The organism is Lacrimispora struthionigena, from assembly GCF_048627165.1.
Lineage (GTDB): Bacteria > Bacillota > Clostridia > Lachnospirales > Lachnospiraceae > Lacrimispora.
Genome location: NZ_JBMBWP010000002.1, coordinates 1,655,001 through 1,668,748, shown reverse-complemented (window position 1 = coordinate 1,668,748; position 13,748 = coordinate 1,655,001). Strand labels below are relative to the sequence as shown.

The window sequence follows — 13,748 nt, the reverse complement described above, 5'->3', positions numbered from 1 at the left end:
ACTTACCTCCTTATCGACCGACTACTCCGGTATTGTTGATTAATACATCGAGGGCCTGATCCAGGGTTGTCATAAAACGGGCAGCTGCACTAAACGATTTCTGATAATGCATCAGATTTATACCTTCCTCATCCAGAGATACACCAGACACGCCGTCTTTGTCATTAGCCGTCTTTTTAACTACTGTTACATGATTATCTAAAATTGATTTGTTCTTTGAACTGTCAATACCCTGATTATTTTCTAATGTTGAATAGCACTGTGAAAAGTTGCCGGTATAAAATGATATATAGTTTGTTGATTTGTTGCCGGAAGCATCCATTTTAGTGTATTCATATTTAAAATCTCTGTTGTCTGTTAATGATTTCAGCATTTTAAGAATATTATCATTTGCTGTTGAACCGGCTTTTTCATCATGAGTGGAAATTATATGTATGGAGTTATTCATCCAGTCATCATTGATTTTAATATTTGATGAAGTAAACTTCTTCGTTCCATCCGATGTTTTAAACAAATCAAAATTCTTAACGTTTAGAGGGTTGGCTTTATATGAAAAGACAATCGGCCCACCACCCTGTAACTTTATACTGTCTTTTGTAATAGCGGTGCCTGAAGGCATATTATTAGTACTTGTCCATGTCAGTTTTTTATTAACATTATCATAATTCCACGTTCCAGGTACTGGAGTGGCGCCATTTACTGATAAGTCAACAGGATTAGTATTTAACTTGTCTGCCAGATTTTTAAGGCTCTCATCCAGTGTGCTGCCTATTACAATCGTATCTCCTGATCCATCACCACCAAATGTATATGTTTTACCATTAAATGTAAACGTCTCATTGTTTAAGAAATTACCTATCGTATTGGAAAAGCCGAAAGAAAATTCCGCTTTCTGATTTCCGTCAGTATTCATTGGAGTAGCTGATCCAGATGACGGTAAAACGTTGGCACCTGTATAAGGCTGCATATTTCCATTTAAATCATTAAATGTTTTGGCAAAACTATTTACAAAGGAATCAAAAACCTTTTCGTAATAACCGAGTCCTCTGAAATCAGAAGCAGGATCATCAAGCTCACCTGATTTATTCAGCATATCTACGGTACCTTTAATAGAACCTTCTTTTAAATAGTCGGTAATATCTGTCTTTAAGGCTGATAAATCCGTACCTGCAGGATAATCAGCAGCAGGGATAACAGAAATTCGGACGGTTCCATCGGGGTTCCCATCTAAATCCAAATGCTGATCCATGGAAAATGCAGCAAAGTTCTCTCCGTGTTCACCTGCAGTAAGTTCATAACTCATACCATTGGATCCGTTTAAAGTTACAACCGGGTAATTATATTTAGCATTGGTCCCGATGGTAACTTCTTTGTAACTGACGCTGATTGGGAGGTAGCTGGCTAAATCATCCAACTTACTATTTCTTTGATCCATCAGTTCCAGTGATGGGTTACCTAACATCTGACTTTTCCAGATGGTATCGTTTAATTCTCCAATATCAGAAAGAAGACTGTTGACAGTCTTAATGTCGGTGTTCTCAAGACCGTATATACTTTCTTCACGTGTTGTCTTTAAATCTGCAGATTTCTGATGTATATAGTTTAACAGAACCTGACATCTGGAACGTACAATACTGTCAAATTCGCTGTTATTTGCATTGGAGGACAGCTGGTCTAAACTGCTGCTCAAATCGCTTAAAGCCTTTTTTAAAGCATCTTTGTCTGTCTCATCAAATATATTTCCCAACTGATCTAAAACAGCCTGACGGGCATCCGCAGTACCTACTTTTGCTATCTGGTTACGGTACTGTACATCAAGAAACGGATCCCTGATCTGGGAGATGCCTGATACTTCAACACCATAACCAATTTTAGATCCGGGGTTGCTGCTTGTAGGTTCAGCGCCTCTTAAGTTAATGCTTACAAGATCAACCTGCTGTCTTGTATAACCTTTTGTATTAATATTGGCGATATTCTGTCCGGTAACATCAAGGGCTCGCTGACTGGCGGTCATGGCAAGCTGAGCAATCGTAAAACCGGAAAATGTAGATCGTGTCATACGAGACCCTCCCAATTCTTTTTATCTTTTGTGCTATCCATGCGGGTGCGCTGAATGGCTTTGTTAATATTATGTAAGCTTATTTCAAGCATAGCCCGGGCACTTTCGTTGGTGTCCTGAAAAAGACTGACATGGTAGGAGAGAGTGCTAAACAGCTGCCTAAGCCGGCTTTGCTCTTCCCCTGTGGTATTCTCCAGTATCTGTTGAAAGGTATATCCCTCAAAGCCCATGTTCTTCTGGCAGGCTTCCCGCTTTTTATCCAGGCCTCTCAGCTTTAAAACGGCCGCCTGTTCCTTATTCATGCAGTCTTCCACATAAGTGACCATGTTCTTCTTCACTGCTTCTATTTTTATCTGTTCGATCTCAGTCAGCTCTTTGAAGAGCTCAACCAGATCTTCAACGATGGTTGTAAACTCATTCATTACTTTCTGCTCCTTTGTACCAGAGAATCTTCTCTGCGATCTTATTGGCATCTACCTGATAGGTACCATTTTCCATTCTTTCCTTTAACTGACTCAGCTTTTCGTCAGACGCTGGATTCTTGATTTCATTCATGAGCATGTTCTTTAGCGTGGCAGCAAATTTTGAATCCATATCTTCCTGGGAAGCGGAACGTATGGTGATTTCATCGTAATTGGTTTTTGCTGATTCATAAGCCGGGCTGCTGGTTGAGTCCTGATTTTGTCGTATCATGGATGTATTATACAGCGTATTAAGATAATTCGATGAGATACGCATGAAATTACTCCTTTCTGAGAGCTTCAAATAACTTAACTTTTTATATCACAGTTATATTATCGTCATTTAATAAGAAATATTAACTTTTTATCATGGATTTTCTTTATTTAAGTGAGTATAAATGCTTTAAAAGCACATTGGAGATGTTAGAGCAGGAAACCTGAGTAACAACAGCACCGATATTATAGGCAACCATAGGCATTCCGTAAACCACGCAACTTTCTGCATCCTGTCCGATGGTAAAGGCGCCTTTCTTCTTCATGCTTAAAAGTCCGTCCGCTCCGTCACGTCCCATACCAGTCATAATGATACCAACGGAGGAAGCCCCGGCGGCGTCTGCAACAGACTGAAACAGTACATCTACGGAAGGGCGGTGTCCGCTTACCTTTTCACCGGAATAGCAGTTTACGCTGTAACGGTTTCCAACCCGGACCACTTTCATTTGAAAATCACCAGGGGCAATCAGTACCTGCCCACGCTCAATTGGGTCACCACTTTGGGCTTCCTTCACTTTCATATGGCAAAGACGGTTTAAGCGGTCAGCGTACATCTTGGTAAATCCTTCTGGCATGTGCTGGGTAACCACGATGCCAGGCGTATCTGCGGGAAGGTCTTTTAGAACCTGGAGCGTGGCCTCTGTCCCTCCGGTTGACGCACCAATTGCGATAACTGTATTATAGGCATTGAGACCAAAAGGCATATTCCCCCCTAATGCAGCTATAGGAACAGCAGCAGGAGCAGCCTTTGCAGGTACTTTAATTTTAGCCCGTGATGCTATAAATATCTTACTCATTAATGTATTTAAAAATGTATTGGTAGTAATGCTCATGGACATATCTGGTTTTTTTACAAAGTCAACCGCACCCGCGGAAAGCGCCTCAAATACATTTAAATTGAGGGAAGAAACCAAAATGACCGGAACCGGATAAATTGGAAGAAGCTTTTTTACAAAATCAATTCCGTTTAGCCGCGGCATTTCTACGTCTACCGTCACTACGTCAGGCTTCACTAACGGTATTTTTCTTTCTGCATCAAATGCATCAATTGCATATCCAACTACTTCTATATTTGGATTCTGTGATAGATTATCAATTAAAACCTTGCGGAAAAGCATGGAATCATCTACTATAAAAACTTTTATTTTTTCAATCATAATATACTCCGTTCTCTGTTGCTGAGTTTATACAGTCAGAAAATGATTTAAAGTCATCTATATTATATGGATAAATCTGTGTAATATAAAATCCATTTACCGGCTTTTATGCTGGTAAATAGATTTTATATTAGGCAGATTATTCTTTTCGGTATGTAGCTGGCATGAGATATTTATAAGGTGTTTTTTCTTTGTTAATTGTCTCCGAATGGCCGATCAGCAGATAGCCTCCTGGAGCAGTCGCGTCATAGAAGCGCTGTATTAAAGCGTCCTTGGTGCTCTGGTCAAAATAAATCATTACGTTTCTGCAGAAAATAACGTCAAATTTTAATCGGAATCGTATGGGATCCATTAAGTTAAATGTCTGGAAAATAACATTGGATTTAATGGAGGGGGCTACCGTGTAAATCCCCTTTTCTGCTGTTTTAACGAAATATTTTGATACCCATGCCGGTGATAAATTTTTAAGGGAGTCCTCGTCGTATACTGCCTCTTTCGCTGCCCGCAAAGCGTTCTGTGATATGTCGGTAGCAAGAACCCGGGTATCCCAGAGGGCGGCTTGCGCCCCCAGGGTTTCCTTTATAATCATTGATATTGTATAAGGCTCCTCACCAGAAGAACAGCCTGCACTCCATATACTTAAAACCTTGTTTTTCTTGGTAGCTAACAAATATGGGAGAATGGTATCACGAAAGAAATTAAAATGGGCCTCTTCCCTCATAAAATAAGTATAATTTGTTGTAAGCTTATTCAGCATTACTTCAAGGTCGGCTGGGTTTCTTGACGAGGTAATCTGATCTATATAATCTGTAAATGAAGTATACCCCATTGATATAATGGTATTGGACAATCGCCCCATAATCAATTGCATCTTTTTAGAAAGATCGATCCCGTAATTTTTTTTCACGAACTGAACCAGCCGTGTGAAGTCTTGCTGTGAGAGTGTTAACATAGATAGCCGTCCTTTATGAGTTATTAACTAATGTTTCGCAGTCCAGAAGCAGAACCACTTTGTTGTCCGGCATGGAAATCATGCCGCTGACAAGTTCTTCCCGGTTGCTTGCCGGAACTGAAGATATTCTGGAATAATCAATATCCAGAACCTGTTCCACTGCATCTACAATGATGCCGATAAAAACAGAATCAACATTTAATACAATGACACAGGTAGTGCTGGTGTATTCAATTGCAGGCTTTCCCAGTCTGAGCCTTATATCTATAATCGGAACGATCTGTCCTCTTAAATTGATAATACCCTTTACATAGTTTGGCATCATGGGCATAGCAGTGATAACATGGTTGGTAATGATTTCAATAATATAGTTTGTACTTACACCAAAAATTAAATTGTCGGTGCGAAAGGTGAGATAACGCTCCATGGCTTCTGTTGAGTCAGAGTTAAAATCTGTTAAATTATCTGCACCATCCATAGCTGTTCTAGTACTTTCTGCTGACATTTGTATTCCTCCGTTTCCAATTAAAATTAATTATGAGCTGCAGCATACAGATTTAAAACGTCTAATATGATGCTGATATTGCCGTCACCAAGAATGGTACATCCGCTGATACCGGAATCTTTAATATTGAAGCTGTTTAAGTATACCGGAAGAGGCTTTACTACCACCTGCTGTTCACCCAGAAGATCATCTACAAAGAGACAGTAGGACTTATCCCCGGATTCAACCCATACCAGAATACCGTCTTCAATATTGGTCACTTCTGTTTCAATATTGTAAAGTCTGTGAATCCGGATAATTGGATAGAACTGATTCATACATCTGATAATTTCGTTTCCTTCTGTATCATAAATTACTTCGTCGTTTTTCACCTTAAAGGACTGACGGATATTGGCAATCGGAATGGTAAATACGGATTTACCTACGGAGATCTCCATACCGTCAACAATTGCCATGGTAAGCGGGATCTTTAATGTGGTGCACATTCCCTTTCCAAGCTCACTTGTTATAGTAATGGTTCCGCCGATAGCTTCCACATTCTTCTTAACAACATCCATTCCAACACCACGGCCTGAAAATTCAGTAACTGTCTCGTTGGTGGAAAAGCCAGGAGCTAACAAAAGAGAAAGAATCTCTTTCTGGGTATACTCGCTTTCCGGTTTGGTAAGGATTCCGTTTCTCTTTGCCTTTGCAAGGACGCCGGCAGGATTTACGCCACGTCCGTCATCACGAATGGAGATAATGACTTCATTGGTGGTATGGCTGGCAGAAAGAATAATTTCACCCTGTGGATTCTTGCCTGCTCTGATACGATCCTCAGCAGTCTCTTCGATTCCATGATCCATAGAGTTACGTACAATATGCATGATTGGATCGCCGATGCTGTCTACAATGGATTTATCAACTTCTGTATTCTCACCAACGATTGTCAGCCGGACATCTTTTTTTAATTTCTGCTTCATATCTCTGACAATTCGGTTCATTTTCTGGAACACACCGGAAACAGGAACCATGCGCAGAGACATAACGATATCCTGCAGATCATCAGTCAGCTTACGAAGCTGTCTGGTTGCCTTTAAGAAACTATCCAGATTCTTCATATTCTGGATTTCTGGAGAAGAAGTAACCATGGATTCCGTTATTACAATCTCACCTACAATTGCAACCAGGTTATCAAGCTTTGCTAAATTAACACTGATCAGATTCTGCTTACTGGGCATCTGATGTCCTGTGCTGGCGGCTGGGGTATTCACAGGAGCGGCGTTTTCCTGGTTAACGGGAGCAGAAGCTGCCTCTACTGCCTTTTCTTCAACAGCACTTTTTGCCCGTGCATTCTGTATCAGTTCATAAGAGCGGAGATTGTTCATATTATTGATCAGTGAAATTGCTGCATCTGCAGTCTCCCGGGAGTCAAGAGCAAGATAAAATCCTTTTTCAATAATAGAAACACTGCTCTGGCTGTTGGTCTCCACATCGCTGGGGTAAAAATTAAATTCCAGACCGGATTCCTTTAAAGAGCTGATGAGCATAAATGCGCGGAGATTCTCCATTCCGCAGCCCTCATCAAAAAAGATACGGAGGAAATAAGCCGCATTATCATCCGGACATTCTGCAAGATCCATACGAACCTCATCAAGATCCACCACTGCAACGGGAGCCGCAGCTGGCTTTACACTTTCTTTTGCAGCTGGCTTAGCTGCCTTCTTGTTTTCTGGGGCAGTATCTTTATTATCCTTACTGATTTTTTTCAGGAAACTATTAATTTCCTCGGTCAGACTGTCGACATTATCACTAAGTGGCTCATTGTTTTGAACCTTTGAAACTTCGGCACGAAGCAAATCAGTAGAGCGGAACATTAAATCAAACAGGGTGCTTTTGTGAGAACTTTCAAGTGAATCCAAACCGTTTTCACGGATAAAAAAGAATAAATCTTCAATGTGATGAGCGATCTGCATCAAAGAGTTAAACTCCATCATTGCAGAAGAGCCCTTAACGGTATGCATGATACGAAAAATTTCATTCACATCATCCACCGTAAAATCTCCTGCTTTTTCGGCTTCGATCAGGAGTTCGTCCAATTGCTCCAGTAGAGAATTGGTTTCAAAAAGATACATATCAAGCATATTATCCATGCCGTTATCCATAATATTTACACCGCCTTGTCTAGTATAGTATATAATTATTTATCGGTATGGCTGAAAAAAAAATAATAGTAAATCAAACAACCTTTTGAAAAAATATATGAAACACCACTTGTATGGAGGCATAATATGGCAGATATTCTGAAAGTAACAACTCCAATGTCCGGCTATGATAATTCTACAATTAAAAATAACCCCCAGGCAGGCCAGGGACCCCAGATACAAAACCCTGTGGATCCGTCGAAAGTGATGCGTGGGGATAACCGGACTGATTCAGGAGGAAATCAGGAACAGCAGCTGGCATTCCAGTATCGTTCCAACTTCGGTACATTTCTCAATATGATTAAGAATTCCCCGGATATTACCCGGATTTTTTCTGATGTCTTTTTTCAGGGAGAAGAGATGTTAACTGGAGGTGTGATGGGAGAAGAAGCAGCCAGACAAATTGCTTCTTTTTTTAAGGCCAGCCAGATGAAAGAGGAAGATGTCCTTGGGTTTTTAAAAGAACAGGCAGAGTCTTCCGTCCGTTTCAACGGAGGGATCTTTGACCAGTTAAGACAGGTCATGGCTGACACAGGTTCTGTTGATTTAAAAGCTGATATATTAAATTTTATAAAAAAGTTTAATGATATGTCTTCCGGAAAGCATATTCTTCATGATATATTTAATACAGTAAAAGATATGGAAGGTTATGTCTTCAAGCAGACAGCTTCCCAGCTGGAAGAGATGTTAAAAGAACTGGATTTATCTGCAAAAGAGGGAGACACCCAGTCAAACAGTGCTCTTTTAAAAGAGAAAATTCTTCCTTTTATGGGCCGTTATATTGCTGCAAACCATGATATGGGTACTGTACGTGATAAGATTTCCCTTTTAAGCGTTCTTATGGCAAGATATGAAAATGGAAACAGAGATGACGTCCTGCAGGCATTTGCAAAACTTACGGGATATCAGGGATTCCGCAGGCATTTTGGTTCAACCACTGCTGAAGAGTTTGGAGAACTGCTTGGTCAGGTTGACATGGAGCAGGCAGCAGGAAAAAACCAGTGGTCAGATAAATTTATTGAATTTTTAAGAACCGGAGTAAGCGGCGGCGCCGGACTTGAAAACAGACAGACGTTTCTGAATATAATCCAGTCACTTGTGGTCAATGAAAGCGTTTATATGCCCATTCTTCATCTGGCATTCCCCATGGAAATTAATGGAAAGAAATTGTTTTCAGAGATGTGGATTGATCCGGATGAAGAGGGCAGCAGTACGCAGGCAGGTGCCCAGCGGATTGCAAGGATTTTTATTAAATTTGAAATTGCAGAGCTTGGACCATTTAAGCTTTTAATGCTTTATGGAGATAATACATCATCTCTCCAGCTTTATTATCCGGAGAAGCTTAAGAAATCAGAAACCAGTATCCAGAAGGGAATTAAGAGTATTCTGGAAAAAAACCACCTGCGGTCAGATCGGATCATCCTGCAGGCAGGAGAGGGACCTTCTTCTCTTGTATCTGTTTTTCCTAAAATACAGGAAAGGAAGAATACAGTCGATGTCAGAATTTAAAAGTACACTTAACAAAAAAGCAGTTGCTTTAAAATACGATGAATCAAAAAATACTTCTCCTGTTATCGTTGCATCAGGAATGGGGTACACGGCAGAAAAGATTGTAGAGCTGGCCAATGAGAGCGGGATTCCTGTTTATGAGGACAATTCCCTAGCTACCATACTCACGCAACTTGAACTGGGGAGCCAGATCCCGGAAGAATTGTATCAGGCTATTGTAGACATCTACCTTTATTTTCTGGATTATGTACCTGGAAAACAAAACAGCATAATGAAAGAAAGTTTGGAAGAGACAGAGGAAGAGGAAACAATAAAAGAAGAAACGGTGGAATAATTTATGTTAAAGGAATGTGAAAAGGCTTGTATCTATTCGTTTGATGGAGTTTTTCTAGCAGAGGTAAAAGTGGTTGATTCCGAGAAGGAGAGCATGGCTCTGATTTTCGAAGAAGAAGACATGGATAAGGTAAATACAGAATCAGTGATCGTATTCTACGACGGCATACAGGGACTTGTTACGTGTAAATGCAGTTTGTCCGCAAGAGTCAAGGTGGTAGGAGATGAGATGGGAGACTTAGGGAGAGCCATATATAAGGTGCCCTGCAGAATAGATGAATTGATCGGCGTGGAACAAAGAAGAATAGACTTAAAGGTTCGGGTGTCAATTCCCGTCGTGCTGGAAACTGCTGATGAACTGGGAAAAGTGACCCATATACCGGCAAAGCTAAAAGACATCAGTGCCGGTGGAATTGGATTTGAATCCCAAACAAAGCTAAAGGAGAATCAGATTTTCTCTTTTGAGTTTGAAACAGATGCAGGAAACACCCGGTTAAAGGCATCTGTTTTATGGGTCAGAGAAGTGGCGGAAAAGGGGGAAGAACCTTTTTACCGTTATGGAAGCCGTTATTTTGGTTTGTCCACTTATCAGGAGTCCATGGTTCGTAAATTTACGTTTCAGGAACAGCTGAAAAGGAGAAAAATCCAGTAATTGCTTATGAATGGTGCTCATTATGCCGATATATAACTTACGGGCTTTATTGTATTTTAAAGTTATAAGGAAAGGAGCGAAAGAATGAAACAACAGAGGAAAGCTTTGGCAGTGGGCATTATAAGCGCACTTTGTCTGTGTCTTACTGCCCAGAAGGTAACAGCAACAGAATCCATAAACTCAGTCAGTGTCAAGGTCTCATTAAATATCGAAGCGGGAGACAGACTGCCCGACATAAAGATTAATCAGACAGATGGTGAATGTTATGTAACTTCCGGTGACAAAAAATACACAATCAGGGAAGCCGAATGGGTCACTTCAACTTCAAAGGATATGACAATCGGAGAAGAACCTAAGATGAATGTTACACTGACACCTTCCGATGAATATGACGCTTACTTTAAATCAAACTATGAGGCATCTAAAATTAAGATCAGCGGAGGTACCTACGTAAGTGCCAAGCGAAACGGCAGTGATCTGATTGTTACTTTAAGGGCTAAGGCGATTAAAGGACTGTATGCGGAGCCGGAAGATATCGGCTGGAAAGATACGAGACTGGGACAGGCTGTATGGTCTAAGGGAGATAATACCTCAGGGGCATATGAAGTCTGGCTTTATTTAGGTAAAAAGGTGATTTTTAAGAAAGAGCAGGTAAAAGCAACTACCTACAATTTCTATCCATATATGACGGAAGAAGGTACATATTCCTTTAAGATCCGCTCTGTTCCGTTTAAAGCAGATGAGCTGAAGAATGGAAAGAAAAGCGGATGGGTTGAATCTGATGAACTGGTTATCAGGGACAGAGATGTTTCTGATGGTACGGGAAAAGAATCGGATACAACAAAAGGAACTGCAGCCAATCCGGAAAAGAAGACGGGCTGGGAAGAACAATCCGGTGTCTGGTATTACCGCTATGGGGACGGAAGCGTTCAGGCAAACTCCTGGCTTATGCTGGATAATGTTTACTATCGCTTTGATGAAAATGGAAAGATGGTTACCGGCTGGTTTCTTACGCAATCCGATATTTATTATATGGCTTCCAATGGAGCCATGGTAACGGGCTGGAATAAAATAGATAACAACTGGTATTATTTCTATCCGGATAATGGTTATGAGGCTCCCATGGGCGCTGCTGCCACTGGCTGGCAGGTAATTGACGGTTACTACCGTTATTTTAATAACCAGGGTGCCATGCAAAAGGGCTGGATCAATCAGGCAGGAAGATGGTATTATCTGAATACAGTACAGGGTAACTTAGAGGGGGCTATGTTAAAGGGGCTGTTTACCCGCGATGGCAAGACTTATTATACTGGAGAAGATGGCGTTATGCTCACCGGCTGGCAAAAGGTGGACGGGGTATGGCGGTATTTCAACCAGCAGGATGGAGTTATGGCTGTCAGCACGGTAATTGACGGGTATCAGTTAGATGAGGATGGAGTATGGAAACAATGATTCAAATGAAAAGAAGTATTATATTTAGTATCGTAATGGTTTTAGTAACAACTGCAGTACTCTCAGGAGTGGCACCATTAAAGATCTATGCAGGCGAATCTGTTGTAATAAGAAGTCTGAATCTGAAATTCGACAGTCAGTTTGGCGATCAGGAAATTTTAATGCCTCAGGTATCAACAACCACTACAGGTATATCCGTACAGGATCTTGTATGGAAACGTGACATCAGCAAGTGGAAGGCGGCAAAGGCAGAAAGAGTCAGTGTTATTTTAACTTCTTCCAATACAATCTTTGCAGAAACTTATAATCGCTCTGAATGTAAAATTACTGGTGCAAGATTTGTTTCTGCAAAAGCGCTGGATAATAATACACTGGAGGTAAAAGTTGATTATATCCCCGTAGTTAAGCTGGGGAACACAGCCAGGGCTGGCTGGACTGACAGCAAAAAAACGAAAGCAGTCTGGGACAAGGTAGAGTTTGCTACAGGATATAAAGTGTCTCTTTATGCAGATGATAAATTAAAAAAGGCACTTACAGTACAAACCAATACAGTTGATTTATCAGATCTGATGGACAAGAATGCTGTTTATTATTATGAAGTCCGTGCCATTGGCTTTACCGCAGATGACCGAAAGTATTTAAAAGAGGGAGACAATATAACCTCTCAGGATATTACGATGGAGTATGAAGGAAGTACCTCCGGAGCATGGAAGGGCAACACCTATGTAGAGGAAGATGGGGGTACCCCGAGAAACAGCTGGAAGCAGATTTTAAATGACTGGTATTATTTTGATGCCAACGGAGTACGCCGCACCGGTTGGGTTCAAACAGGGATCAGATGGTATTATATGAATCCGGCAGATGGCAAGCTCCTTACCGGGTGGCAGTTTATTAATGGAAAATGGTATTACTTAAATCCAACAGGCGGAGAGATGTTAACTGGCTGGATTCAGCCGCAACCGGGAATCTGGTACTACATGAATTCAGATGGAAGTATGGCCAGCAGCACAAATATAGGCGGATATCAGATTGGTGCTGACGGAAAGTGGATACAGTAGATAATACCAACAGGAGGATGAATAAGTGGCGACGATAGATCAGTTGCGGATGATGACGTTAGGCAATAATCAGTCATTGGAGAAAGGACAAACCACAAAAGCTACGGCCGGAAACTTTAAAAAAGTCCTTAAATCAGTGATGGAAGTACCGAAAGATTTGGAGTCCTTTTTTACAGAAGCTTCCAGGACATATGGAGTATCAAAAAAACTTCTGAAAGCAGTTGCTAAGGCTGAGTCCAATTATAACCCGGCAGCCACCTCTCCCAAAGGTGCAGCGGGTGTGATGCAGTTAATGCCTGCTACAGCCAGATCACTGGGCGTTTCTGATCCATATGATGCGCGCAGCAATATATTGGGTGGAGCCAAGTATCTGAAAGAAAAACTGGATCATTATAATGGGGATGTATCTCTTGCCCTTGCTGCTTATAATGCAGGAAGCAATAATGTGAAAAAATATGGAGGAATTCCTCCGTTTAAAGAAACACAGGAATATGTGAAGAAGATCATGGGAGATATGGAAGTGTCAGGCGGAGATGATAGCGCCGTATATGCTTCTGGTTATACCGGGAATTCGGTTTCTGATCTGTCCGATTATTTCTCAGATCAGGACTCTCTTAACGGTTCTCAGTGGCTGGATATTTTAAAATCAATTGCGGGGAAAGCAGATGGCACTGATGTGGATCTGACAACCCAAAAGACAAATTCATTATATCTGATTGAGCTTATGAAGCTTAGAATGCAGATGGCTTCAAACGGCGTATCAGGCCAGTTTGATGTAAATGATTCCAGTAGCGGAAGCTTATTATAATATAAAATATAAAAACGCCATCAATTGTATATTCTCAATTGATGGCGTTTTTTTGCACTGTATGAAACAAAAATGATTTAAACCGTCTTTATTCTATATTATGTATTTATAAAGTTGTATCTAGATCTTTGCTCACCTTATTAAGTGATTCAATAAAGAATGATTGATTAATGGGCTTAAAAACAAAAGGTATTGCAGGACCCAGTTCCTGAACAATCTGCATGGTTCTATCATATACAAGGGAGCTGATAATAACAATGCCTGCCTTCGGGTGCTTGCTTAAAAGCTGTTTGGAAGTTTCCAGTCCATCGATTCCTGGTAATATAATATCCATGGTTACAATATC

14 protein-coding genes (1 of these 14 only partly in view) are annotated in these 13,748 nt (G+C 40.8%); 6 read left to right on the top strand and 8 right to left on the bottom strand.

The annotated features are described in order from the left end of the window. Positions 1-10 precede the first annotated feature (10 nt). The 7 genes from ACOAOT_RS16945 to ACOAOT_RS16915 form a co-directional block, all read right to left on the bottom strand. Entirely contained in the window at positions 11-2,059 is a 2,049-nt protein-coding gene (locus tag ACOAOT_RS16945; RefSeq protein WP_420218058.1) for a flagellar hook-associated protein FlgK, read from the bottom strand. Beyond that, positions 2,056-2,481 carry a flagellar export chaperone FlgN gene (flgN, locus tag ACOAOT_RS16940; RefSeq protein ID WP_420218057.1) on the bottom strand — a complete coding sequence of 142 codons (426 nt, stop codon included), beginning with the start codon at positions 2,479-2,481 and terminating at the stop codon, positions 2,056-2,058. The genes ACOAOT_RS16945 and flgN overlap by 4 nt, the downstream gene beginning before the upstream one ends. After that, a complete protein-coding gene (locus ACOAOT_RS16935; RefSeq protein ID WP_104438765.1) occupies positions 2,474-2,797 on the bottom strand; it encodes a flagellar biosynthesis anti-sigma factor FlgM in 324 nt (107 codons plus the stop codon). The genes flgN and ACOAOT_RS16935 overlap by 8 nt, the downstream gene beginning before the upstream one ends. A 103-nt stretch (positions 2,798-2,900) precedes the next feature. After that, positions 2,901-3,950, bottom strand: coding sequence for a protein-glutamate methylesterase/protein-glutamine glutaminase (locus tag ACOAOT_RS16930; RefSeq protein ID WP_420218055.1), 1,050 nt, complete (start codon positions 3,948-3,950; stop codon positions 2,901-2,903). Positions 3,951-4,089: 139 nt separating this feature from the next. Then, complete coding sequence (locus ACOAOT_RS16925; RefSeq protein WP_104438763.1) at positions 4,090-4,902, bottom strand: CheR family methyltransferase; 813 nt, start codon at positions 4,900-4,902, stop codon at positions 4,090-4,092. Between the two features lie 13 nt (positions 4,903-4,915). Continuing rightward, positions 4,916-5,407, bottom strand: coding sequence for a chemotaxis protein CheW (locus tag ACOAOT_RS16920; protein WP_170822292.1), 492 nt, complete (start codon positions 5,405-5,407; stop codon positions 4,916-4,918). Positions 5,408-5,433: 26 nt separating this feature from the next. Continuing rightward, a complete protein-coding gene (locus ACOAOT_RS16915; protein WP_420218054.1) occupies positions 5,434-7,551 on the bottom strand; it encodes a chemotaxis protein CheW in 2,118 nt (705 codons plus the stop codon). Between the two features lie 126 nt (positions 7,552-7,677). Here ACOAOT_RS16915 and ACOAOT_RS16910 point away from each other — a divergent pair, with 126 nt between their 5' ends. The 6 genes from ACOAOT_RS16910 (at position 7,678) to ACOAOT_RS16885 (ending at position 13,402) form a co-directional block, all read left to right on the top strand. After that, on the top strand, positions 7,678-9,099 hold the full coding sequence (locus ACOAOT_RS16910; RefSeq protein ID WP_420218053.1) for a hypothetical protein: 1,422 nt from the start codon (positions 7,678-7,680) through the stop codon (positions 9,097-9,099). Further along, positions 9,086-9,433 (top strand): EscU/YscU/HrcU family type III secretion system export apparatus switch protein, encoded by a 348-nt coding sequence (locus ACOAOT_RS16905; RefSeq protein ID WP_349669646.1) that lies wholly within the window; start codon positions 9,086-9,088, stop codon positions 9,431-9,433. Before ACOAOT_RS16910 ends, ACOAOT_RS16905 begins: the two co-directional genes overlap by 14 nt. 3 nt (positions 9,434-9,436) lie before the next feature. Then, on the top strand, positions 9,437-10,084 hold the full coding sequence (locus ACOAOT_RS16900) for a PilZ domain-containing protein (RefSeq protein ID WP_420218052.1): 648 nt from the start codon (positions 9,437-9,439) through the stop codon (positions 10,082-10,084). A gap of 84 nt (positions 10,085-10,168) precedes the next feature. After that, the gene (locus tag ACOAOT_RS16895; protein WP_420218051.1) at positions 10,169-11,536 is read left to right on the top strand and encodes an N-acetylmuramoyl-L-alanine amidase family protein; all 1,368 of its coding nucleotides are present in this window, start codon (positions 10,169-10,171) and stop codon (positions 11,534-11,536) included. Beyond that, positions 11,524-12,594 (top strand): N-acetylmuramoyl-L-alanine amidase family protein, encoded by a 1,071-nt coding sequence (locus ACOAOT_RS16890; RefSeq protein ID WP_420218050.1) that lies wholly within the window; start codon positions 11,524-11,526, stop codon positions 12,592-12,594. Before ACOAOT_RS16895 ends, ACOAOT_RS16890 begins: the two co-directional genes overlap by 13 nt. A 25-nt stretch (positions 12,595-12,619) precedes the next feature. Beyond that, complete coding sequence (locus tag ACOAOT_RS16885) at positions 12,620-13,402, top strand: lytic transglycosylase domain-containing protein (protein ID WP_420218049.1); 783 nt, start codon at positions 12,620-12,622, stop codon at positions 13,400-13,402. A gap of 106 nt (positions 13,403-13,508) precedes the next feature. Here the strand turns inward: ACOAOT_RS16885 and ACOAOT_RS16880 are convergent, their stop codons facing one another. Further along, positions 13,509-13,748, bottom strand: the 3' portion of a protein-coding gene (locus tag ACOAOT_RS16880) for a response regulator (RefSeq protein WP_420218048.1). It continues 144 nt past the right edge of the window; only the last 240 of its 384 coding nucleotides appear in the window; its start codon lies off the right edge, out of view — the gene reads right to left on this strand; it ends in the stop codon at positions 13,509-13,511.